General features: G+C 29.5%; 28 protein-coding genes. 5 read left to right on the top strand and 23 right to left on the bottom strand.

All coding sequences use genetic code 11. The features are described from left to right. Positions 1-323: 323 nt before the first annotated feature. The 8 genes from I6U48_RS22370 to I6U48_RS22335 all read right to left on the bottom strand — a co-directional run bounded on the left by I6U48_RS22370 (position 324) and on the right by I6U48_RS22335 (position 6449). On the bottom strand, positions 324-1583 hold the full coding sequence (locus I6U48_RS22370) for a PTS sugar transporter subunit IIA (RefSeq protein ID WP_218322702.1): 1260 nt from the start codon (positions 1581-1583) through the stop codon (positions 324-326). Continuing rightward, complete coding sequence (locus I6U48_RS22365) at positions 1561-2256, bottom strand: HTH domain-containing protein (RefSeq protein WP_218322701.1); 696 nt, start codon at positions 2254-2256, stop codon at positions 1561-1563. Before I6U48_RS22365 ends, I6U48_RS22370 begins: the two co-directional genes overlap by 23 nt. A gap of 165 nt (positions 2257-2421) precedes the next feature. Beyond that, positions 2422-2835 (bottom strand): VOC family protein, encoded by a 414-nt coding sequence (locus tag I6U48_RS22360; protein WP_312891116.1) that lies wholly within the window; start codon positions 2833-2835, stop codon positions 2422-2424. 252 nt (positions 2836-3087) lie between these two features. Next, positions 3088-3582 carry a GNAT family N-acetyltransferase gene (locus I6U48_RS22355; protein ID WP_218322700.1) on the bottom strand — a complete coding sequence of 165 codons (495 nt, stop codon included), beginning with the start codon at positions 3580-3582 and terminating at the stop codon, positions 3088-3090. A 423-nt stretch (positions 3583-4005) separates the two neighbouring features. Next, positions 4006-4917, bottom strand: a complete 912-nt coding sequence (locus I6U48_RS22350) for a helix-turn-helix domain-containing protein (protein WP_218322699.1) — start codon at positions 4915-4917, stop codon at positions 4006-4008. 134 nt (positions 4918-5051) lie between these two features. Further along, positions 5052-5558 (bottom strand): GNAT family N-acetyltransferase, encoded by a 507-nt coding sequence (locus I6U48_RS22345; protein ID WP_218322707.1) that lies wholly within the window; start codon positions 5556-5558, stop codon positions 5052-5054. 36 nt (positions 5559-5594) lie between these two features. Beyond that, entirely contained in the window at positions 5595-6011 is a 417-nt protein-coding gene (locus tag I6U48_RS22340; RefSeq protein ID WP_218322698.1) for a 2-thiouracil desulfurase family protein, read from the bottom strand. A gap of 6 nt (positions 6012-6017) precedes the next feature. Beyond that, positions 6018-6449, bottom strand: a complete 432-nt coding sequence (locus I6U48_RS22335) for a hypothetical protein (RefSeq protein ID WP_218322697.1) — start codon at positions 6447-6449, stop codon at positions 6018-6020. Between the two features lie 136 nt (positions 6450-6585). Between I6U48_RS22335 and I6U48_RS22330 the strand changes: the two genes are divergently transcribed. Continuing rightward, on the top strand, positions 6586-6726 hold the full coding sequence (locus I6U48_RS22330; protein WP_218322696.1) for a zinc ribbon-containing protein: 141 nt from the start codon (positions 6586-6588) through the stop codon (positions 6724-6726). Between the two features lie 93 nt (positions 6727-6819). Here I6U48_RS22330 and I6U48_RS22325 read toward each other — a convergent pair whose 3' ends face one another. From I6U48_RS22325 to I6U48_RS29840, 3 genes are all read right to left on the bottom strand, one after another. Beyond that, positions 6820-6987 (bottom strand): hypothetical protein, encoded by a 168-nt coding sequence (locus I6U48_RS22325; RefSeq protein ID WP_218322695.1) that lies wholly within the window; start codon positions 6985-6987, stop codon positions 6820-6822. 99 nt (positions 6988-7086) lie between these two features. Further along, a complete protein-coding gene (locus tag I6U48_RS22320) occupies positions 7087-7521 on the bottom strand; it encodes a GNAT family N-acetyltransferase (RefSeq protein ID WP_218322694.1) in 435 nt (144 codons plus the stop codon). A 33-nt stretch (positions 7522-7554) separates the two neighbouring features. After that, positions 7555-7785 (bottom strand): GNAT family N-acetyltransferase, encoded by a 231-nt coding sequence (locus tag I6U48_RS29840; RefSeq protein ID WP_376774592.1) that lies wholly within the window; start codon positions 7783-7785, stop codon positions 7555-7557. A gap of 259 nt (positions 7786-8044) precedes the next feature. On the opposite strand from I6U48_RS29840, the gene I6U48_RS22310 reads away from it, so the two are divergent. Then, the gene (locus I6U48_RS22310; protein WP_218322693.1) at positions 8045-8536 is read left to right on the top strand and encodes a CPBP family glutamic-type intramembrane protease; all 492 of its coding nucleotides are present in this window, start codon (positions 8045-8047) and stop codon (positions 8534-8536) included. A 346-nt stretch (positions 8537-8882) separates the two neighbouring features. On the opposite strand, the gene I6U48_RS22305 is transcribed toward I6U48_RS22310, so the two are convergent. The 3 genes from I6U48_RS22305 to I6U48_RS22295 all read right to left on the bottom strand — a co-directional run bounded on the left by I6U48_RS22305 (position 8883) and on the right by I6U48_RS22295 (position 10309). Continuing rightward, on the bottom strand, positions 8883-9413 hold the full coding sequence (locus I6U48_RS22305; RefSeq protein WP_218322692.1) for a CDP-alcohol phosphatidyltransferase family protein: 531 nt from the start codon (positions 9411-9413) through the stop codon (positions 8883-8885). A gap of 81 nt (positions 9414-9494) precedes the next feature. Further along, on the bottom strand, positions 9495-9833 hold the full coding sequence (locus tag I6U48_RS22300) for a hypothetical protein (protein ID WP_218322691.1): 339 nt from the start codon (positions 9831-9833) through the stop codon (positions 9495-9497). A gap of 89 nt (positions 9834-9922) precedes the next feature. Continuing rightward, complete coding sequence (locus tag I6U48_RS22295; protein WP_218322690.1) at positions 9923-10309, bottom strand: MerR family transcriptional regulator; 387 nt, start codon at positions 10307-10309, stop codon at positions 9923-9925. Between the two features lie 98 nt (positions 10310-10407). Here I6U48_RS22295 and I6U48_RS22290 point away from each other — a divergent pair, with 98 nt between their 5' ends. Then, the gene (locus I6U48_RS22290) at positions 10408-11202 is read left to right on the top strand and encodes an SDR family NAD(P)-dependent oxidoreductase (RefSeq protein ID WP_218322689.1); all 795 of its coding nucleotides are present in this window, start codon (positions 10408-10410) and stop codon (positions 11200-11202) included. A gap of 283 nt (positions 11203-11485) precedes the next feature. Here the strand turns inward: I6U48_RS22290 and I6U48_RS22285 are convergent, their stop codons facing one another. Both I6U48_RS22285 and I6U48_RS22280 read right to left on the bottom strand, forming a co-directional pair. Further along, complete coding sequence (locus I6U48_RS22285) at positions 11486-12037, bottom strand: GNAT family N-acetyltransferase (RefSeq protein WP_218322688.1); 552 nt, start codon at positions 12035-12037, stop codon at positions 11486-11488. Between the two features lie 51 nt (positions 12038-12088). Next, complete coding sequence (locus I6U48_RS22280; protein ID WP_218322687.1) at positions 12089-12784, bottom strand: DinB family protein; 696 nt, start codon at positions 12782-12784, stop codon at positions 12089-12091. Between I6U48_RS22280 and I6U48_RS22275 the strand changes: the two genes are divergently transcribed. Then, positions 12723-13283 (top strand): tyrosine-type recombinase/integrase, encoded by a 561-nt coding sequence (locus tag I6U48_RS22275; protein ID WP_312891114.1) that lies wholly within the window; start codon positions 12723-12725, stop codon positions 13281-13283. The two genes, I6U48_RS22280 and I6U48_RS22275, sit on opposite strands and share 62 nt — an antisense overlap. Then, complete coding sequence (locus I6U48_RS29835; protein ID WP_312891115.1) at positions 13196-13411, top strand: tyrosine-type recombinase/integrase; 216 nt, start codon at positions 13196-13198, stop codon at positions 13409-13411. The genes I6U48_RS22275 and I6U48_RS29835 overlap by 88 nt, the downstream gene beginning before the upstream one ends. 80 nt (positions 13412-13491) lie before the next feature. Here I6U48_RS29835 and I6U48_RS22270 read toward each other — a convergent pair whose 3' ends face one another. The 7 genes from I6U48_RS22270 to I6U48_RS22240 form a co-directional block, all read right to left on the bottom strand. After that, complete coding sequence (locus I6U48_RS22270; protein ID WP_218322686.1) at positions 13492-13668, bottom strand: hypothetical protein; 177 nt, start codon at positions 13666-13668, stop codon at positions 13492-13494. Between the two features lie 616 nt (positions 13669-14284). After that, complete coding sequence (locus tag I6U48_RS22265) at positions 14285-15571, bottom strand: leucine-rich repeat protein (protein ID WP_218322685.1); 1287 nt, start codon at positions 15569-15571, stop codon at positions 14285-14287. 694 nt (positions 15572-16265) lie between these two features. Continuing rightward, a complete protein-coding gene (locus tag I6U48_RS22260) occupies positions 16266-18425 on the bottom strand; it encodes a hypothetical protein (RefSeq protein WP_218322684.1) in 2160 nt (719 codons plus the stop codon). A gap of 825 nt (positions 18426-19250) precedes the next feature. After that, positions 19251-20600: a hypothetical protein gene (locus I6U48_RS22255; protein ID WP_218322683.1), complete on the bottom strand. Its 1350-nt coding sequence runs from the start codon at positions 20598-20600 to the stop codon at positions 19251-19253. Continuing rightward, a complete protein-coding gene (locus tag I6U48_RS22250; RefSeq protein ID WP_218322682.1) occupies positions 20587-22659 on the bottom strand; it encodes a hypothetical protein in 2073 nt (690 codons plus the stop codon). Before I6U48_RS22250 ends, I6U48_RS22255 begins: the two co-directional genes overlap by 14 nt. A gap of 269 nt (positions 22660-22928) precedes the next feature. Then, positions 22929-23405 (bottom strand): SAM-dependent methyltransferase, encoded by a 477-nt coding sequence (locus I6U48_RS22245; RefSeq protein WP_218322681.1) that lies wholly within the window; start codon positions 23403-23405, stop codon positions 22929-22931. Between the two features lie 290 nt (positions 23406-23695). Further along, entirely contained in the window at positions 23696-24511 is an 816-nt protein-coding gene (locus I6U48_RS22240; protein ID WP_218322680.1) for a MerR family transcriptional regulator, read from the bottom strand. Positions 24512-24570 lie beyond the last annotated feature (59 nt).

Here is a 24570-nt window from a genome sequence, read left to right as displayed (position 1 = left end):
ATACTATATAATAAATATTCTTCTTCTAAATCTAATTTATAAAATTGTTTATCTTAAAAATATTCACTTATATATCTCTATAGTTAATTGCTATAAATCTCACTGTTGTCTATATCAAGCAATTTATATACCAAAATGTTGACCCTTCATTTTTATCTTTATCTATTTGTCTAACTTATTTTAAAACATCTTTTATGAAGCACTTTTAATTCTTTAAGAATATAATAATCATTGCAATTTTACAATTCTATTGCAATGCTGCAAGAGATTCATACAAAAAAGTGGCCTCCCTTTTTAGGAATGCCACCTTATCTATGCTAAAATCATTCAAATATATATTTTTCAAATTCTTCAAATGTCTTAACCTGATATAATTTCTTATCATAATTAAAATCTTTATATACCATCTTGAAAATTTTAAAAAGAAGCTTAAAATCTTTAGCTGCCATTGATAATGCAACTACTACTTTGATTTTACACTTCCCCCACATAACTGAATTTTTTATAGTCGCAACTGAAACTCCAGTTTTTTTACATGGATGCATTGCATAAGCCAAAACTATTCCTTCTCCAATTGCTAAAGAAGATTGCTTGTCACGCATAATAATTGAATCATAATATTCTGGTGATACACACTCATCTTTTACTAAATCCTCTACTAAAAGCTTTAATATATCTTCTTTGTTGTGTAACTCAACACTTGAATGGAATTTCTCTCTTGAGAAAAATAGTTTAGGAACACAAGGAAAGACGGTATCCTCTTTCAATTTATCTATAAACTTATTAATCTTTTCAAAATCTTTATCATTTAAAGTTGCTGAAACATATATTGTTGTTACATCATTTCTTTTTGTAATTTCTTTTTCGACAGTACACAAAACTAAATTAGCATCTTGCGTGTTGATTTTGTGTTTCTCATATATTGAATTCAAAGCAACGACATTAATCATACTACCGTAAAAAGCTTCTAGTTTTCTTTTCATTAACCATGATATGCTATGATTTACATGACTAACAATTATTACAGATATCCCACTACTCCAAGTGTCATTTTTTACTTTTTCTATTGCACCAGCTAAGCAAGAGGCTAAATATATAAGTTCCTTTTCATCTAGATCAACCCCTAGCCTTTCAATAGAAATGTCTTTAAATAACAATGCTAATTCATATTCGAACAAACATTCCCTCTTTATTATATTCAAAAGTTCATCTGGCTTAGATTTTTCATGAAATACTCTATTTTCTAACAACCGTATATGAAAAACTAAAGTAATAAAAAAATCTTCATCCTTAGAAAAGTCTAAATTATATAATTCTTTAATCCTTGTTATTAAATCATTTATCATATAAATATATCTTTTATCTACAAACAAATGAACATTATCTTTTCTTAACTTTTCTAAATCTAATATTCTTACTTTAGTTAACTGATGAATTATAGCACATCGCTCTTCATAGCAAAATGAACAATTTAACAAATTTTCTAGTAAATCTAAAAGCCCATTTATTGCTGTGTCAATAGTTACATCAAATACATATTCATATTCATATTTATCTAATTCATGTCCATTTTGAATTCTCATATGTGCAATTAATCATAAAAATAAAATAAACCAAGCTGGGGTCATCCATTCTAATATTATAAATTCTTAAATACTTATTCACATTAGTTGAAATAATATCAAAAGCTTCTGTATCTAGATATTGATTTCTATAAAAAATATTTCCTTTAGAACTATAATTCCAATCAGCAACTAACATATTATTAATCACAATTCTTTTTTTTATTTCATTATCTTCAAGCCATATCATACCATTATCCTGAAACAATGCCAAATACGGTTTTTCAGTTACATACTTAGACTTAAACTCCTGCAAATCCCTTTCAAGCGTAGTTCTACTAATAAACATTTCATCTTCAAAATCGCTTAAGTTAACAGCTCCATTAGAAGATATCAGTTTCATTGTTAGATATCGTACTCTATCCTCTCTTGATAAAAAGTTTTCACCTACACGAAGCAATTCATCTAATACTTTTTTGTCTTTAACTTGTAATTCGTGCCCTTTTCCTCTTATGGATTGTATGCATATATCTAAATTTTTCAATATCCTATTAAGTTCTAAAACATCTTTTCTAATAGTCCTATCAGAAACACGCATTTGCTTACCTAAAGTTTCTCCAGTAACATAACCCTTTTGTTCATTTAACAGACGCAATAACATACGTTGTCTCAATAATAAATTAGTTTCAACCATATTCTTTCCTCTTAATTCCAAATAAAAATCGAATGTTTTTTAGACTAAATTCAACATATACTAAAAAAACCACAAACAAAAAACCTTTGTCTGTGGTAGGTATTCACCCGAACTACTTAATATTTTTTAATTTAACATGTCATATTTTTTAAATTTGTCAAATTACTATATTTTAACTCTTTTAAACATTGGATGATTTTCATTGAACTCAACTAAGTCCCATAGGTTGCCATATAAATCTTTAAATACCGCAACCGTTCCATAATCTTGTCTTTTAGGTTCTCTAACAAATTCTATTCCTGCTTTTATCATTTCATTATAATCACGCCAAAAATCATCGGTTCCTAAGAATAGAAAAACTCTTCCTCCTGCTTGGTTTCCTATAAAAGATTCTTGTTCTAACTTAGATGCTCTTGCAAGTAATATTGTTGTCCCATTTGAACCTGGTGGAGCCACTACTACCCATCTTTTTTCTTGCTCTAGCTGATATGTATCTTCTATCAATGTAAAATGAAGCTTTTTTGTGTAAAACTCAATTGCTTCATCATAATCTTTTACTACTAACGCAATATGAACAATTTATTGAATCATTATTTTCCCTCTCTTATTCTATTAAAATTAATACGCTAATTAACTAGCAAATAAATTTACTATTTATAATAAAGCAACTCACTTTATAATAGAAATATTACACTCACATCATAATCAAGTGCAGCTGCCTTTTTAAAGAACCAATTTTTTGTACTTTTTACTATGACTATCTTCTCAACAAATTCTGGTTTATCTTTATTTAAACGGTAGTTAATTGGCCTAAAAGTATTATACTAAAAATCAAATATTTTTTTGCATATACACAACGCCAAACTTTCTATTAAACTTAATACCTATATTTTTCAATTCTCCAGCAACATAGAAATCATGTTTTTTATGAAATTCTATACTGCCATAATTTTCTGATGATATTTCTGCAACCAAATCAGTAATTCCCATTTCTGAAGCATCTTCCTGCAATTTTAATAAGCATTTTTCACCTAATCCCTTTCCTGTATATTCATTTGCAATGAAATAAGTAATGCATGCAGTTGATTTGAATGTTGGAAATGGATTATATGGACTTAACTGACAAAAACCAACCACACAATTATTATCTACACTTTTAAGAGCATAGGCAGGGTATCCCTCTGATTTTTTCATAAGCATTGCATAAAACTGTTCAGGCAATGTATTGTTTGGAAAGGCAGCTGTTCCACTTTTAATATAAAAATTAAAAATTTCCATAATTTCTTTTTTATGCTCGCTGCTCATTTTTTCAAAAATGATGTTCATTTACTACACCTCACAAAATATTAATAATCTTTACTAAAAATTTCTTTTTTATATTCACTTAATGATATATTCTTTTCTCGTCAAATTTACTATTTATGATACTCAACTTTAAATTGAACTTTATCTGTGTTATATTCCTTATTTCATCTTCTATATTAAACATCAACGAAAATATTTCACTAACAATATGTTTTCTTCTATAGTCGGGATTTACTGACATACAAAATATAATATTATATTTGCTGGAGAATAATAACACACCTTTTAGTAAATTATAACATAGTTCATAGATAGTACACTATTAAACTTAGTTACATAGTTATTGAAGTGCAAAATAAAAAACACCGTAAAGCTTAATAATACGGTGTTTTAATAAATTATTCAGTTTTTAATAATTGTGAACATTAATAAAAGCTATATGACTTATTTTATATTTAACTGTTTTACTGGTCTTGCTTCAATATATCCTCTGTATCCAATAGGTGCTAATTGAAATCTTGGTCCATCTTCATCTGCCCATCTAAATCCATAAACCTCAGGATTGTAATTTTTCATAATGTCCCATAGCCCCTTTATCTCTTCATCAAATTTTTCATCATCATAAGGCTGCCCTTGAAATACCATCATTTTACAAGGCTGAAGATCAATTAAATCAAACCCTTCTGGGACTTCTCCTGCATAATTAGATGGAACTTCTACTCCTTGAGTATATACTGACGTACCTGATTTGCGTAAGTTTTCGGGCATCCACATTCCAATAGGTTCATATATGGCTTCTTTGATACTAGAAAGCACACCCCATACATCACAGCCTAATTCCTCACAATATTCAAAATAATGTGTAGCTTTAATTCCACGTTTTAAAATTAACTTTCTTGCAGGACGGTCAATCACTTGCACAAAAATTGTTTTGACATTAGAACTTTCAGACATGTTATCCTCTCCTTTTTGTAGCATGAGGTAATAATCACGGATATGGCTGGGCATAAAAAGTTTCAGTGGAGGAGTATTTTTGCAGTAGTACTTAGGAGTCATAGCAAATTGCTTAGAAAATGCCCTTGTAAAACCTTCGTGTGAGTCAAATACGAAATCAAGTGCAACATCAATTATTTTAACATTCTCATCTCTCAATTTAACAGCCGCCCTAGACAAACGAAGTGCTCGAATGTATTCAAATGGTGTTTTACCTGTTAATTCCTTGAAAATCCTTGTAGAATGCCATGGTGAATATCCTGCTGCCTCTGCAAGCATACAAAGATTTATTGATTCGGTTATATGATTCTCAATGTAAATTTGCATACGATATACCGCATTTATCTTTTCCCAATTTTCCATGTTCTCACCTCTTTGATAAAGCATAACATACCCTTATGAATTTTTACTTGACCTATTTTGCTAAAAGCAATTTTTCAATTATATGACAGAACTCAATCTAAAATTATGTTACACAATGCAGGACTTCGTACCTTCTACTCCTTGACTATTGAATACAATTTCATATCAAGAACAACTCCATTTTTCACTGCATTTTTCCTTAAAGTACCTTCATACAAAAATCCTGATTTTTCAAGTATACGACATGATCCAAAGTTATAATCGAAAGGTTCCGCAAAAATTCTGATAATATCAGTATTTTCAAAAATATATTTACATACTTGTTTAACTGCACTTGTTCCAATTCCTTGTCCCCAATATTCCTCTGCAACATAGTAACCTATTTCCGCAGTTTTGAAATGGATATTATCTTTGCGGAACACCCCAATACTTCCTATTACCTTATCATCAATAGTAATTGCAAACGCATATGTTGAATTCTTATCAGCATCAAGCATTGCTGAAATAAATTTTTTTGCATCTCTTACTGTGTATGGATATGGCAATCCATCTCTTAAGTTATCAAGAATTTTTTTGTTATTCAAAGCCTTTGCAAGATCGTTTGCATCTTTCATTCTCCAGGAACGTACTATACATCCCATTTCCATTTTCAAGCCTCCTGACAAAATTACTATTTATTAAACATCTTCAGAATCAATTACTCTATATCCAGCATTAATAAGAGCCTTAGCAAATAGTCCTTGACCTTCAATCAATTTTCCTGTAAAGCTCCCATCATAAATTCTATTAACTCCACAAGTTGGACTACGTGACTGAAGAATTACTAGATCAATATCTTCATTTTTTATTTTTTCTAATGCCAATTCAACTCCTTTTCGATATTCCTTATCAACATTTTTGCCATTAACTTCAGTAACACATCCATTTACTATTTCAGCAGAAGCTCTTGGAATACTCATACCAACTAACATCTCTGGACAAATTTTAATAACTTCTTTGTCTTTTAAAAAATCTACCACTCTTGAATTTAAGCTGTTGCCACCATTATATTTGCAGTTACATCCCATAACACAAGAACTAACCAATACTTTCATATTCTGCTATTTGCGAATCAATAAAAATCTTGAAAACATTACATGAAAACCTATTAATAGTATTAAAATAAAAGATAAAATTCTATGAACTTTCACCCATGGACCTCTTAGATTTTTATTAATAGCAAATCCATATATGCCTAATGTAAAAACAGACCACATTACTATAGCTGCTATAAGACCAGGTATTGATAATCCCTTAAAATTATACATCAAATAAAGATGTCCAACTATAGCTATTGAGGCTATTATTCCAGCAATTTTATGATATCTCACTACATATCTCATTATAGTTCTATAGAAATTTATAAATCCTTTTCTATTTTTAGGAAGGTTATTTATATACTTTTTATTTATGTATTTCATAAAAAAATTAAGCAATGCAATTCCATAACCCCAAACCCCGATCCATCCTAACAAACCAGCTATTCCTCTCATAACTAAAATTCCTCCTTTAATTTCAAAAATTATTACCATAAATATATTTTCTACATAAATTTTAAAAATCCTTTGCGTAATTGAAGGAATTTTCAGAAAAACAGAGAATATCATAGATAACAAGGAGGTGTTATCTATGATATATAAGGCTGGAGATAAGCCTGGTAAAGGAACTTATATTTGCACTACATGTGGCGAAAAAATAGTTATTAATGATGAAAATGACACTCTTCCGTCTTGCCCTGTATGCGGAGATATAAAATATGAAAAGGAATAAGCCTACACTATAACATTTATAGTCTACCTCTTTAATGATGTAGACTATAAATGTTATGCATTAATTTAAAACCCTTGATTACTATATTGAAATTTATACCTTTCTTGCCCTTACAATCTTATTTACTTCGAGTAACTCTTCAACACTTGATCTTACAATACGACAATGAAAACGATTAGAGTTATCCCCCATCCTTTCATCCCAAAAATCTGCATTCTTTTCCCATGCTTTTTTGCTTTCTAATACTATTTCTTCAAACATTATTTAGTCTCCCTCATAATTTAATACAACTCATATTTTTACTCATATGTATTTATTTTCTAACTTATGATATTATACGTCTTAAATATTGAATCAACTCTATCCTTCATATTTCATTAAATAATAAGCTTCATTTTTTGTAACTTCCTCTTCGATTGTCCACCCTTGAGATAAATAAAATTTGAAAGCATCTATATTTGCCTTTACGCATTTTAATGTTAACGGTAATCCTACTGCTTTTACAGCTTCATTTATCAAGGCTTTGCCTGCTCCAAGCCTTTTAAAATTTGATGAAATAAATAAGTTGTGAATAAATTTATCTTCTTCCCAAATTGAAATAAATCCAGCGATGTTATTATTTATTCTTACTGTTAATATTAATTCTCCTTCTGTACTACTATCAAAATCCTCTAATTTTATACCATCATACTTCATCCAGTTAAAGCTTTCTTGTCTTGTATTTAAAAAAATCCTTCGTAGATCATCATATTCTTCTATTTTGGCCTTTTGTATAGAAATATTATTTTTATTCATTACATTTTTCTCCTTCACAAATTCGATTTTCTGTTACCTTAATGCTTCTATTTCAAACCCATATTCACGCAATATAAGGCCATCATCTATTTTTTCTTCATAAATTCCATCTACCTGCTTAAATCCGTTTTTTAAATATACATTAATAGCTGGTTTATTTATATCCACAACAAAAAGCCTTAAATATTTGGCCTGCTTAAGCATTAAACTGCCAATTCCTTGTCTTGAATAATTAACATTGACTCCAAAACAGTCAAGATACAATGCCTTGTCATGGATATTTTCCCACTTAACATAACTTTCTCCAGCATTTGATTCACATAATGCAATGGCTAACTATATCATCCTGATCCTTCACTAATAGATAAAGAAGATTATTTTCAATGTCTTCTGTAAAAAACTCACAGGGATAGATTTCGTTCCAAATTGATATGTTGTTTTTATAAATAATTAAATTATACAGGAAATATGGTATAATTTTCACATAGCCAGAGTTTTTATAGATATGGAGAAATATAATTTTATGAGAGTTTTTAAAGGTATTAATAATTATTTACAAGAACTATCAACTATAAAGTTTATTATTACTATGGTAGTATTAATGCATTTAATTATTACTCCATTTATTCCATTATTTTATTTGTATCAAAAATATGTAGGCCCAATAGGCGGCCCTTTCAGCATAAACACGCCAACTCTAACAGCTAAAATTATACTTGGTTCAATATTATCACCTATATTAGAAACGGCCATTTTTCAATATGCAATTATTGAGTTTTTAAGTTCTATTAGTATTTTAAGAGAAAAAAATATTTTAATTATAATAATTTCAGCAATATTATTTGGAATTTCACACAGCTATAGTTATATATATGTTTTTTATGGATTTATAATGGGTTTATTATTAGCATATTCATATTTAACTTATAAAAATAAAAGTTTCTCTGCCTTTTGGGTAGTTTTTCTGATTCATTGTATAAAAAACATAATCTCTATTATTTTGAGCACAATATAATATTCCAGTTCATATTCTAAACAAAATGTATCACTTTCAGAATAAAGTTCTTTAACCTGACAAACATAATCTTTTTTTGAACTTGTACAAGAAATTAATGCTATTCTTCGCATTGATTTGCCCCATTTATTTATATATATAACCTCATAAAGTGTTTTGTGTCTTATATATTAGAATTTATTACAACTACTCATTATTAGCCTAATTAGAATAACTTCAGCACGTCCAATTATATGGATAACGATAAGTTGATAATTATTCCCATTACCTACATTCAATATGCGGATAATGTACAAATTTTAAATTATCTGCACTACAAATTGAAGTTTATAAACTTTGTGTATACTCATAATGAGAATATGGATTTGATATCTCTCCACAGTTTTTTAGAAACAGCATTAATAATTAATTCTTCTATCGCCGAAATGCTTGCAATGAAACAAAGCAAAATAGTTGTTGTGTATAGTCCTAAACCAACATACAGAAATGGAAAACAAAACAAAGCTGCCCCTGTTAACTTATTAGCATAAGTGTGTAAAGATGCGAGCTGTCTATAACGCATAAACCCAACGCCCAAAGATGTCAAGCGAATAACGGCAATACTAACTAACCAATATACGCCCCATAAAGGTAAATTTAAGTTGAGTACAAATACGAGTAACAAAAGTATAACCATTAAAAAGTCTGCAATACTGTCAAGAATCTGTCCTTTTTTACTTACTAAATTCATCTTTCGTGCTATCATTCCATCCAAAACGTCACTAATGCCACACAAAATATATATGATAAAGAATAGTTCCGAAAATGGTATTATAAACAACAGAACCACTGTTCCTAAAATTCTTGTGATTGTAATTACGTTAGGAATGTTCTTCATTTATACCACCACCAATCTAATATAAATAATCTTCCCTACAAATTACTATTTATGATACTCGCTCGTGAACTAGTACCTCAATTAAACTATCCACCAAAGGGTTTCTCCTTGTTTATACTTTTTGAATCCACAACGCTTTAAAATATTTTGAGAAGAAAAATTCTCAAAATCCGCTGAACCTACTACCACCCTATCCTCCTTGCGAATTAAGAAAAAAAAGCTGTGCCATAAACAATTGTTTGGATCTTTTTGAATTATTTCGTACTGACCTTTTACTATTTCAAGAAATATATCTTCCATTGGCTCAGCCTTATAGGTACATTTTAATTCTTTTTCAAGTGCAGAAATATCTTCAGTCCATAGTTTTAATTGGTTAGCCGTTAACAAAATAAGCTCCAATCGTTCAGTTTCTATTATCATTTTGTTACCCCCATTAAGTAAACTCTTTATACTTTAACTTGTTTATTAGTTTAATTTGTATCACTACATTACTTACAATTAAATTCTCTCTAAATACAAGCAAATTTAAATTCACTTTTTTTATCTATTTCTGATTTATAAAAATCAATTTTATCGTTTAATTTCTGGAGATTTTCATTTGCTTTGTTAATTTCTTTTTCTAAATCAGTTCTATGTTTTACAAGCATCTCCATTCTTTCAATCATAGTAGAGTCACCAATAGACCTTAGCTTGGCATATTTCTGAATTTCCTTGATAGGCATTTTAGTCTCTTTTAATCTTTTTATAAATGCTATCCATGTTATATCTTCTTCACAATAAATGCGTCTCCCATTTTCTTTACGTTTTGGAACAATTAGACCTTCTTTTTCGTAGTAACGTAAGGTATCTATGCTTAAATTAGTAGTCTTTGCAAATTCCCCTATTGAATAACTCATATTTAAATTCTCCTTTTAAATATTAAAATTAGTACTTGACCTGGAGTTAACTCCATATTATATAATTCCAATATACCATAAAAATAGGAGTGATTCAAATGAATGGAAAAGAGAAATATACGGTTATTACAGGAGCAAGTTCAGGAATAGGATATGAAACTGCAAAGGCATTTGCAAAACGTGGTAAAAATTTAGTTATTGCTGCACGTAGTAAAGAAAACTTAAAAAAATTAAAAGAAGAAATTTCACATGAGAACCCATCGTTAGATGTAATAGTTAAAGCCGTTGATTTGTCTATAATATCAAATGTATATCAATTCTATGAAGATTTAAAATCATATTATATTGAAACATTAGTTAACAATGCAGGCTTTGGTAATTATTCTAGTGTAGCTAATCAAAATTTAGAAAAAATTGGAACAATGCTTCGATTAAATGTAGAAGCTTTAGTAGTATTATCATCACTATTTGTACGTGATTATAAAGATGTTGATGGCACACAGCTTATAAATATTTCATCTAATGGCGGATACATTATTGTACCAAATGCCATTACCTACTGCGCAAGTAAATTTTTCGTAAGTACATTTACTGAAGGCTTAGCAAGAGAGTTAAAAGAATGTAACGCAAAACTGCAAGCAAAAGTATTGGCACCTGCAGCTACTAAAACAAACTTTGGAAATACAGCTAATAATGTGGAAAAATATGACTATGACAAATCCTTTGCTAATTATCATACTAGTAAACAAATGGCTGATTTTTTACTCCAATTATATGATAGTACTAAGGTAGTCGGGATAGTTGATAGAGAATCTTTTGAATTCAATTTAAGTTCTCCACTATTTAATTATTCAGGCAATCTCAAAAATAATCAAAAATGTTGTACATCATAGATTTGCAGGTATTAAAGCAATTGGTTGAGTTTATAGTGTCTCAGCCAATTGCTTTAATACCTGCTTTTTCTCATTGATAATTTCAATATTACCAAGCTCATTGTTATTAATATATGATAGTTCGGTAAAAGATAATGGTTTTAGAATTAATCTTTCTGATTGTAAATTTTCATTTCCCCTGATAATACCTCCATTTTATTCAAGCAAACAAATTACTATTTTATATACACAACATATAAATTATCCTTGGTAAGTGATTATTTACTAATTCGAAGAATCTTTGTTATACATTATCGTTTAATAAAACCATGTGTATATGGTCTTCCCATTTATCATTTATTTTTAAATATTTATATGCTAACCCTTCGTTATAAAATCCTAACTTTTCAACTACTCTTAATGAGCGTTTATTTTTAGGCATAATATTAGCTTCAATTCTATGTAATCCAAATTCATTAAACATAACTTCAATTCCCTTTTGAATTGCCTCGGTTATATAACCTTTATTGATTTCATCTTTGTCTAATTTGTAACCAAGATGACAAGATAGAAATGCTCCCCATACAATGTTATTAAAGCCAACAGAACCTATTATTCTACTACTGTCTTCCTTTTTGAAAACCCATAACCTGAAAGACCTTTTATTTTCAATATTTGATAACTCATTGTCTAATTGTTCTTGTTGGTATTGCTTTGTATAAAATTCTTCACTCTTCACTGCTTCCCAATCTTCTAAAAAAGACTTATTTCTTAAATAATAATCTATAACCAATTCCACATAGGACTTGTTTAATACATTTAATATAAGTCTTTCAGTTTCATATACTTTTTCCATCAAATCATCTCCAAAAATTAGTATTTATAATATTTCCCTTTAAATTGGAATTTAGCATCTATATATCTTCTTATCTGCCCTAATATGTTCTTTCCATTTACAACAGTCATTTAGGTGCATTATAACATGTCTTGTTGGCGGCATGAGTAAAATCCCTGCAACATCTTTTTTACCCCAAAAATCCAGAAGCCAAATTGAATCTTTTTGCTTAGTTACACCACCACTATCAAGTATTCTTTCTAAGTCAATTGTTAAAACTTTTCGTTTCATATCCTCAGCTTGCAGATTATTAATAATTTCTTTTGTGCTCTCTCCAACCGCATTCCAGTAACATAACATTTCTTTGATATTTATACTATGACTAAAGTACATGATTTCATCATCAGTTAGTGTATTTCCTGTATCTGTAATTGAAATATTCATTCTTGATTTCCATTCTTCATTAAATAACTGATTCTTCTCTGCAACTAGCATGTTCATTGTTAAATCTTCAATTCTTGCAATATGCCATATAACCCATGCTATTGTCTCATCTTTAGTTTTAGGCATAATTGCATATTCATTTTCTTTTAAATCTCTTATAAGATTATCAACTTCATTTTGAATAGTTCCTTCTGTTTCTGACAGATGTAGATTTGCATGAATATCTAAAAACAAAAGTTTCGCTTGTGATATTTTATCTTTATTGCGAATAATTTTACTTAATTCTTTGTGCTTCTCACTTAATCCTTCTCCAAAATATTTCATTATATACCCCCATACAAATTACTATTTAACTTTTGAAGTCCGTGAGCTGTTTGATACATCATTCATTAAATTCACATTATTATCCTTAGAAGAATCCGTTCGCTTATTGCTTGAATATAGAAACTCTCCTAGAGATCATTGTATAATAACTATTTTTCTTAATTGTGCATTGAGATTATCTGAGTTGGCTAGTCTAAACATAGATCAAGTAAATAATGATATTTTATCTGTAGTCGGTAAAGGTAATAAAGAACGTAAAATCTTTCTAACACCTGCTGCTAAAAAAGCTATTAATAATTGGCTGCATATTAGAAATTCAATTAAAATTTCTGATAATGCTTTGTTTATATCTAGAAACAATAATCGCATTACTGCTAGAGCTATCCAAAACATTGTAAAAAAAAATATGTTATTTCTTCTGGTCTTGACCCAAAATCTATATCAACTCACAAACTTCTCCATACAACAGCAACACTTATGTATAAGTATGGTAGATTAGATATTCGTTCTTTGCAGCAGATCCTTGGTCATGAAAGTGTTGCTACAACCGAAATCTATACTCATATTGATGAACATCAATTACAATCTGCAGTGAACTCTAACCCATTAACTATGATGTTTAATTGACTTTTTTAATATCTGCTATATGATTATGATAGCAGATATTATATTAATAATGGCAAGTTAATTAAATACTTTTTGCTATTTTAAATGTTAATTTTTCTCTCAGCTCGTCTTTCAAAATAATCAAAGTTATAGGAAACTTCTAGTTGCGAATTTTCGTATATATCCGAATAAGCAAGCTTTACTTCAATTTCTTTTAATATGTCTCGAATATAATCTAACTCCATATTCTTTGGATTTTCTATAAGCCATTTAATCATATATTATCTCCTAATTTATATACATAATAGTTTAAATCTAAAAAATATGTGTTTCGCTATGGTTTTATAGATATATTTATTCTGCAAACCTCAACTACCCTCAAAGCTTGTATATGACTATCCTTAAGGAAGCCTATGTTATATATCGCGGCATATCACATGCTAAATTTATTAGGCACTTAATTAATTTTCTCTAATATTCTTAACTTCTAGTTATTAGCCTTATGAGAATGATAATAGCACTCCCAATTATATAAATAATTAGGAGTTATGTCATAATTTACGAATACTCCGAAGCAATTACTATTTTGAAATCCACTCATATATACAATCTACAATGTTTTTAAGTTTAACACAAACCATCTCGCAATTTTTTCGATATGGAAAGTTATCTATATTACAGGTTATTATTAAACTATCCATACCAACGTTGAAAATAACACAGAATAACATAAATATTGATTTTACAGGGCTTATAATATAAATTTCCGTCAAATTCACATTAAATTAATAAGAAAAATATAGGTAAAAGTTATGATTTATGTTTACAATACAGTATCCATAAATCATAACTTTTACCTGTATTTTTTAATACTAAGAGTACCAGTAGTAGAAACTACTGTATAGTTGCTACTACTGTATATATGAAATTTCCATCATTAAACGAAACTAAATCATAAACAGAAAAGGAGAATGTTGTAGATACTGACATTGCAGTTGAGAAAGTCCATACAGGCCCAACAGGTACTGATAGCTTGTTATAATTATAAATCTTAAACACTTGAAAGCTTACAGTCCCACCAACATTTATAGTAGTTATATTACTCGCAAAATCAAATTTAATATATTGATTGATTAAGAAAGAAGTATTTAAAGTAAGGTAGCTAACGGTAAAAGTATCACCTGCTTTAGCAGTTGAAAGAATTGTAGTTAAATTAGGATAACCACCTTTTATTATCATTTTTTCATTATTAGAAATATCTCCATCATTATAGATCAAGGATGTCGCTGATAGTCTACTGTATATTATCCATTGTCCCAGTTGCTCTTGCCACTTCGCATATAATGTCACATTTGCTGTTCCCATTGTAAAGTTTGCTCCTGCCGCATAGTCTGTTCCAGTTCCGTCAGCTTGTGTATTCCACCCTACAAATGTATAACCTATTTTTGCAAGAGATCCAGTATTGTCCAATACTGTTACAGTTAATCCAAGCGTTTGTGAATATGTGTTGCTGTCAATTGGTACTGTACCGCTTGTGTTTCCGTTGCCATCATAGGTTACAATATAAAAAGGTTCTGCATTATAATTATCAAGTGTATTAGGTGGTTGCCAAGTAGGAGTAGAAAATCCTGTTGTTCCATAAAGGTAATAAACTGTGAAACCATAAGCTACATATCTGAATACATTATTGCCCATAGTCGGTGCATTCCCAAAGAAATAGGTTGCAACTAGGTTGTAACAGTACTGAAATGCAGAATTGTTAATAATGTTTACACTGTTAGGTATAGTGACACTTGTTAGTCCGTAGCAATACAAAAACGCACCATATCCAATACTGGTCACTCTATTAGGGATAGTGAAACTTGGTAGGATATAGCAACCAGTAAACGAATAGTTACCAATACTAGTCAATTGACTTGGTTCAGTTATAGTTACGCTTGCTAAGTTGATACAGAAAGAAAACGTGCCTTTTTCAATGCTGGTTACACTGTTTGGAATAGTTAAGCTTGTTAAGCTAGAGTAGTTAGCAAACGCATCAGTACCAATTATGGTTACAGCATACGTATTAACGCCATCATTAATTGTTGCAGGAATTGTAACACTGCCACCTGGGCCATTATATTTCGTAATTGTAGCATTACTACCGATCACTGAGTACTCGTAATCACCTGATATAGGCATTTCAGTAAACCCCCACTCCTATTATTTATCAACACTTAAATTTTCATACTGAAAACTTATAACCTTTAGATTATATATAGTATGTTTATTAGCTGGTTATAGTGATAAATGTTGTTTTTCATTTCTTAAATAGGTGTAAATACTGTTAAATTATGAATATTAATTCCAGGCTAAGATAGTTCCAGCATCCACCCAGGATCAAAGTAGATGCTTCTTTTTTAGCATAAATACCAAAATTTCAAATAATACGTTTTAGTTTACAATATATATTTATTTAATAACCTTTCCATTATAACTGTATTATTACACCACAGTACGCTTATTTTCTTTAACAAAGATTACAAAAGTTCAACCTAAGTTTATACTTTCCATTTTTTTCCTAACCCAGTATTACTCCTGCGTAAAGCAATAACATTAGGTACTTAACTCTCATGCAACCTGCAAACCAATTACTCGAAGTGAAGTTTCAAGCGGGGATACACCTAGTAACTGCTGTAGCTTCTAATAAAACACTACTAACTAGCGACTTCTTGTCGCACCGTATCTTATTACTATTGTGTCACTTGCTAAATTTTATTAAAATGGGACCTTCAAGGCATTGAACTACCAATTATTAGCCAAATTGTCATGTTGATAATAATTACCCTAAATAAATGTTACTAATATCTAAAATAAACTAAGAAAAAGCAGTAACTTAATAATGATTCATTACTTTTTTTTCTTCATTAATTCTAATTAAATGTTTAGTTGATTCATAAATATTGTAATTGTTTATTTGAATACTGAAATATGTTTTTAATCTACTCACTGCATCCTCCCTTGATGTAGCACTATTTGTTAGCAAATATATGAGGCCAAATGGCATTAGAGTGGTAAAATGAGTTATTTTTTCAAATAAATTATCATGAGTATTAACAACATAGTATGGTTTTAAACTATTCCATATCTCATGAAGTTCTCTTTGATATTGTCCAATCTTTTTTAATGAAGAGTTTACAGATATATCTTCTGATCCATAGTTATAGTACATTAAGCCTAACAGTAGATTTTGTACTATTGCTTTCTCAATAAGGGTTCCAAAATTGAATGTAGTACAAGATATTCTTATAAATTGAGGGTTATCTGGTAATTGCAATATATAAGAAGGGGCTACTTTTCTCATATTAATATCCTTATTACTTGAATCTGAATGGTATAATTCTATCTTACCAAATCTAAAGGCAGATTCACACCGATAGGCCTGTATAGTACTATATAAAAAAGCCTTTCCTATATCTATGATTACCTGCCCTATATCACCAGAACGTGAGACCCTTTGCATTGGTTTGGTTTTACACTCTGTCAATATAATTAAATTATCTATAAGCATGATTCCATCTGAATCGTAAATCTTACCATTATAAATATATTTACCTCTATAGACTTTTGTTCTAAGCGCTTGCTCAAACCATTCCTGAATACAATCTTCAAATTCATTTCCGACATTAGGAAAGTTCAATAAGCTCATTATACGGTCGTAAAGCCCAAAACTGGATATAGGTGGTATTGGTAGATAGCATTCCAGTGGATTATCTCTGGTAACCGGAATTAACCAAGCTGAATCTGAATTAATGCTTTCCATATTCATTGGATGATTAAATTTTGTATTTAATGGTGCTGTAGATGCCATTATTTCAAAATATCTATTAATTACATTAATATCAATATTCATATACTTTTTTGGAATAAGTTTAATGAGCTTGAAAGGCGTGATGGTACCATTAGCTTTGCTTGATCCTAACTCCATTTCTTTTTTACAATATTTAATAATAATTCTAGATATAACCAAAAACTGCGTCAAATTCATATTCATTAAATCAATTAACTTTTCTTCATGGTTTTTTAGAAGCTTTTCTAACAGCAATAGTGTACTTTCAGCCGGATACTGTAATTCCTTAAATAATGCATCATGAAATATCAATTCTTGAAAATATTTAATTGGGTCTCCATTCATAAACATAAACTTAAATTTATTATCTATTCTATAGGGGAACAAATTCAAAAGTGCTTCTGCTATTCTATCAATCACTCTTATTGATAATGCCCCCCTCTTGTTTTTTATTTCTTCTTTCATATTAGAATCCGTTGCCTTCTTTAAAGCCATATAATAAAAAAACTTTTGTCCATCACTATTGGTTTTAATGAGTCCCTCACTAATATCATAATGATTTATATACCTTTTGATTACTTCTTCCATGAAAGCTTTTGTACCGTATCTTACAATCCGATCCTCTACCCTATTAAAAAGAATATTAATAATCTCATCTTCGTTCACAACTTTTCCGTATTCTATTTCTGCAACTGATACCAAATTTTTCACTTCTACCAGATTTTTTGCATATCTTATCATCTCTGGCCTCATAAATTTGAAATTTTCATAAAAATTATCATTACTTGTTTTTGTTAACTTATGGTACCATGCACCAAGCTTAAGCAGACTTACTAATTCCTTATTCGTTAAAGCAGATTTGTTAGTTACTTCTATTTGTTCTGCTTGTCTTAATGGTGCTAAAAAAGATTGAATTGCTTGTAACGCATCTTTAGTATCAATATTATCTTTATAATAGATGTATAGAAGGTGTACCATTAAGTTCTCCAATTCATCTTTTATTAACTTGATATCGTCATTACTAAGGATCTTAGCTATTTGTTGTGACAATTCTTTTATAACATTATGTATACTATAATAATTATTACCTTCCATATTGAATTTCCTATATAAAAGAATAAGTCTCTCAGGATGGTTATCTGAAATATTTAATTCTTCCGTATACTTAGTTAATGCTTTTTCTATCCATTGTAGCTTTATTCTCATTGGCATCCCCCTATTAATTATTTTTTCATTCTTACTTAATATAACAAAAATTGAGAGTTGAATATCTAATTTTTGTTGAATATAACAGCAATATCAACTACTCATTAGTCGAGTAAACCCAGAGAATTTCACTCTGAGCCTCTCATAGAACCGAACACGAAAGTCTCCTTTCATTCGGCTCTTGTTATCCAACCGACGGGCGGAGTCCCATAAACCGCTTTCCTTCTTTCATTAAATCCTCCCATTTCTGGTTGTTTATTTTCCGAAGTACAGGTAACAGAATCCCTTCGCTCCACTACCATTACAGCAGTTTCATTACTATTATGAATTCTTTCGCAACTAAACCTTGCATCGCTACTTTCATCCTTGTCGTGTCAGCGCTTGGATTTTTCACTTGTCATCAAGATTCAGTTCCTGTTCCTTATAAGAGCCTATATCGTGCTCCTGCAGCCTTTACGCCGACAATCATCCGGTCAATAAACAGGCACCCACCGGATTTTGTCCTAGTTGTGGCTAAATCATCTGGTTTTGACTGCAATAAACCCATTAACGACGCTTCACGGGCTGTTCACTTTCGTTCAGCTTCACGATGCACACTTGACTGCTATCGCAGCCTTTTCCATACGCGCTCATCACCACAACTTTTGGTTACAGCACCCAATATGGTAGTTTAAAACCTGCACCTGTATGCCGATTCTGGAGGGCCCACATCCATCTCTTACAAAGCACATCCGACTGCAACGCTATTTTTTTCTTTGCACAGTCGTTCTTTCAGGACACACTTAGCCTAATGGGGAGTTATTCAGTTACATTAAAATCATTTTATTATTGTAATCCTAATTCTTCGCGTATATCCTTTGTCAACTTTGCTAATGGTCTTTTTCCTAAATCTTCATCACATATATAATTAGAAACTATCATTTGTAACACTTCTTCTCTACTACTGAAAATATCTGGATATTGAGTACAAAGTTCATCTATTCTACTTTCATTATAAATGATAGCTTTTTTAATAAGTTCTCTCACATAATCTTTATGACATTTATATAGCTCTTCTAAATGAAAAATGTCCTTTGAATTTCTTATCTTATCTATAAATTCTAAAGTTATCTTATTAATATCTGTATCCATTTGTTTTTCTTCATTTTTTAATAAAAAGTAGTTTCTTACTCTCTCCATATCAATACTTAATTCTATTTTAAAATTATCTGACATGCCCATTAGATACTTGACATCATATGTATCTTCCTTATCCTTAACATTTTTATTTTTCACATCATCATATGTATAAAAATTAGTCTTAAACGTAGCAAACTCGCCAAACTCTTCTTCATAAGGATATATTAGTGACTTATCACTAGCTAACTTAAATCTTGAATTACATATCTGACAACTTGGTATAAAATTATATAAAGATAACGCTAAAAATGGGTATTCTGATTTTGGATAGAAATGGTCTAAATCAGCTGTAGTCTTATTCTTTTTTTTAATATTAATATAATTGTTAATGTATTGTCTGTTACAATAAGGACATACTGAAATACCTATCATTGATAATAATGTATGTCTATTCCACTGTATCCCATATTCTACGTTCAATTTAACACCATTATCACTAAAACAACTATCATAATTAAATATTTTCTTTAATACCTTTTCAATTTCCACTATTTCTTTAAAAAACTTGGTTCCTTCTATAGCAAATATATGTCTTTCCTTACCTTCTTTAGTTTCTATTTCAGCTTCTTTAATATTTTCTAAAACTTTATCATAAAATTTTTTTTGTTCTTCAGATTTAGGTAAACTTGATTTATATAAACTTAATTTAATTGTTTTTACTGTTGTACATCTTGAATTTATAAATGTTTTTATAAGTTTGTATTTATATTCACTCTCTTCTCCATTAAATATTATTTTTTTGTAATCTTCTTTAATCTTATCTAAATAAAATTTTTTTCCTGTAGCTATCTTAATTAATTTATTTTCATCTACTATATCACTATCATCTAGAAATAACGTTTTGAAAATCTTACTTTTCATTGAATTTTTATCATTTAATATTCCATTTCTCAACTGATTTTCTACTTGCTTTTTTATATCTTGTTTAAAAAATACATTATGATATTTTATAATAGTGTCCCAATTTTCAATATTATTAACGTTAATTTTTATCAATAATATCACCTTCATTTTTAAAGATTCTCTTTTCAACCTTGTTTTGCAGTTCCTTAATTTTATCCTCAAGTAGAGCCATTATTCCATCTACATTATCTAGCCCATTATTTTTAATAATATCTTTCAACTTTTCCTGCTCTAACTGTAACTTTTTAATCTCTTTTTCATAACACCTTATATCTTTAAAAAAGGTTGTCCTATATTTTTCTTCTAATTTTCTTTTAATTAGAGGCTCTCCAATGATTTCAATAATATATTTTATCTTTTTTTTCATTTTATCAATATCAACTTCTTTAGTGCAATTCATATATTGCATATAATCCTCTTTAAATTCCATTTTATTAATCTTTTTATCAATTAATTGTTTGTACTTATCCATAATCTTCAAAGAACCTTTTATATTTTGATTTGCAAATTCTCCAATTGTTTGTTGCATAAAGAAATTATCTTTTAGAAGCGTATGAATATTTTGAGCAAATGTATTGGTTATTTTATCCACTTGTTTTCCATCATCAAGAAAAATAATATTGTTTAGTGGTAAATCTGATATCATAAACGGAGCGTTACTTGTTATTATTAGATGAACTGATTCTTTCTTAAATACTTCGTTTATAAATCTGACAATGTCTCTGATACCAGTTTGCTGTATAGCAGGGTGTAAATATGCATCCCACTCATCAATAATGATTATAGCTGATTCACTCTCCATATTGCTAAATGCTTTATACAATTCAATATAAGTTCTAAATTTCATCATTTCCCCAGTACTAAATCCTATTTTTTTATTTTTATCATATGCGTATTCTAGCTTTAATTCAAAAAAATCATCTATTTGTATACATGTATTTAGTAACTCTAAAACTTTATTAGCTAGTTCATAAAATTTAAGTGCAATATCATCTATTTTATATGTATCAAATTTACATGCAAGTTTATCTGTAGAAATGATATGATAACTATTATCATAATCAAAATTTTTATTAATAAATTCTATGAATGTTTTTACTGGCTCCAACTTACCCCAACTGTTATTATTTTTATAAATTTCAAGCAGTATGCTAAGAGCATTTTTTTCTACATCCTCATTGTGTTCAAGAGTGTTTAGAAATCCAACTATATTTTCTCTTGAATCTATTTCATTGCATTCTAAAATTTTTTGAGTAAATGCCCAAAGGTATAACCCAAGCTTATTTATTACAGATTCATAACATTGCCTTCCAGTCTCTATATAACCGCACTCATCAACACATAATTTTTTAAATCTATTTGTATTTATTCCATAAGTCTCTTTAAGCCGTTTTAAAAATTCATCTATCTCATGAGATTCAGATTTCATTGTTTCTGATAAATACAAATTGTTTTGTATAGTCAATGTTAAAACATTAGGTAAGCAGTCTATATTCATTTCCATCATTCTTTTAAACTTATTTTCAGAACCACGCATAAAAGATATACAATCTTCAATAAGACTTTTTTCAATAAAATCTACTGCTACCGTATAATTCTGTTTAGATGATTTATATTTGCTGTTAATAAAACTATTTAAAGAATAATCAGTAACACTTAATAATTTTTTGTAATCTTTATTATTTTTTTTGCCATATTCTCGGCTATACCTACCATCAAAAACATTAGAAAGCACTATAACTTCCGGAAAATTCGAATCAAAACAATCAGACAAGTAATTTTCTTTCATAAATTTAAGCTTTTTTAAATTATGTGTTATCTTATAATGCCCATTCTCATCCATCCACACTGATATATGACCTTCATAATTAAATGTTAAATTACATATATTATTTGCAAAGAAATTTATAAATGATGTTTTCCCACTTCCATTCTTCCCCACAATACCTGTAACGTTAGAAATCTTATTTCCAAAAAAATCACGTGGAATTTCTATATAATTATCTTGCAGTACTTCCACCTTTACTTCCCATTCATTATATCCAATTTCTATAACATGAAACTTTCTATCTGACAAAAAATTATATTCAATATTATTTAAAAATCCTGGAGTTGAAATCCATAAAAAACATAAATTATACTTATTTTTCACTCTGAAAATCACCTCATATTTTAAAATTTACAGTATATAAATTAAACAAATTTATTACTATTTTTTAAGTCTATTTTATATAAAAGATCATATTATTTTTAACTTCCCATTATAAACATTATATATACTTATTAGTTAATTAAAAACCACATGCCATTTCCATAACTTTAACTCTAGTTACTTAATTCAACACAAACCCTTTTCTTCCTGCAATATTTGTAAAAATAGGCAAAAAATAAAGCCCTAGGTTCTTCCTAGAGCTAAAAATATTAAAAGTTAAATTCATCCTCCCAATTGAATTCCCCAGATTGCTCTAAACATTTGGGCCAATGACTGCACCATTCTGGCACGCCAGGAGTTTCAACTCTGTCAAGGCTGGGTGTATATGGCTTTATGTCAAGTATTGGCGTACCGTCATTAGCATCAATATAGGCAATTTGAATAATGCCTTTTTCATAGTCTATATGAATAACTTCCACTGCAGTTAAGGCGATAGGATTGGGACGAACAGGGGATCTTGTGGCGAAGATACCTATCACAGCTGGAGCTTTTTTATAAGGCTGGGATGCTTCAAGGATATTTCTCGTTTCTTCATTATCAAAGTCACTAAACCACCATATAACATTAATATGGCTAAATCCATCCAAGGCTTGTAAAGCTGCAATATACTTCGGTTCAAGTTCAATAAACGCTCCTTCCTTGTTTACGTTAATTTTACCAATTGAGTTTACTTGAAAATTTTGCATAATCCATTCCTCCACAATAAAATTATTTTATCTATAAATTAGTGTAGACCCTCACATCATGTGAGAGTCAATAGCAAAAAAGAGTCTTTCAAATCCACAAAATGCTTTTTGTTGGAGCCTTAGCACGAGGGCTGTCGCACTTTAAGAACTACACCAGAAAATATACTTATACGCAGAGAGATGTTCACAAAACTGGGACACATATAAAAACTTTTTATAGTGCGAAGATTGGGAACATCTCTCGGAGGATAAGTATATTTTCGGCTGTACTTCAAAGTGCGACAGCCCCATTAAGTTCTTTCCAATGGTATTTGTATTTCAGTCAAGTATTTATCAGGACTTTTCTCATTCCACGGACCATAGTGGACAATTTGTCTGCTCTGCCCAGTCATTTTATATTGACTATGTTCTTGTAACCAGTTTGCAAAGGCAAGGTATGCATTTGCAATGTTTTCAAAGGGCCCATATACCATAGTACATGCCATAATTGGCACAGGCTCCGTGTTCCTATATGTAAATTCACCTATATCCTTTCCCATTCTAGCCACAGGTGCACATATTTCAATATTAACATCCTTTTCTTTATACTCCGTATCGTGATATATAGTGAAGGTATTATTGGAAATAGGAATATTATTTTCATCCGCAAAAGCCGACATTTCTTGCCACAACTGACCTTCTGCATAATAATCAGGAACTATCCGTCTTAAAGAAAACACTTGATAACTGGGAATAGATTTGATTGAAACGTTGTAGTTTATAGCTATCTTTCCTTGTCGAATGTCCTTTTTCGCCAGTTCGATTTTAAATAGCTTATCTTGTTCAGCCTTAATCATATTCTCAATTTCCAAACGTTTATTTTCAAGCTGATATGTAATAAATTCGTCATCCCAATTTTTAAGAGCAACTGCAATTTCAGAACTATTAAAGCCTAAATTCCTCAAAAATATGATCTTATTTAAAGTAGGAATCTGCTCCGTGGCATATAGTCTATAATTCGTAAATTTATCAATTTCTGCAGGTTTTAACAAACCTGTTTCATCATAATACCTTAACATTCGAATTGATACTTGTGTCAATTTAGAAAACTCACCTATTTTGAACATTCACATCACCTCTATTTTCAAAGTTAATATGAAAAATTAAGATAAGCTTGTATGAGGAG

Source organism: Clostridium thailandense, from assembly GCF_019207025.1.
GTDB lineage: Bacteria > Bacillota > Clostridia > Clostridiales > Clostridiaceae > Clostridium_AM > Clostridium_AM thailandense.
This window is presented reverse-complemented; position numbering and strand designations above follow the sequence as displayed.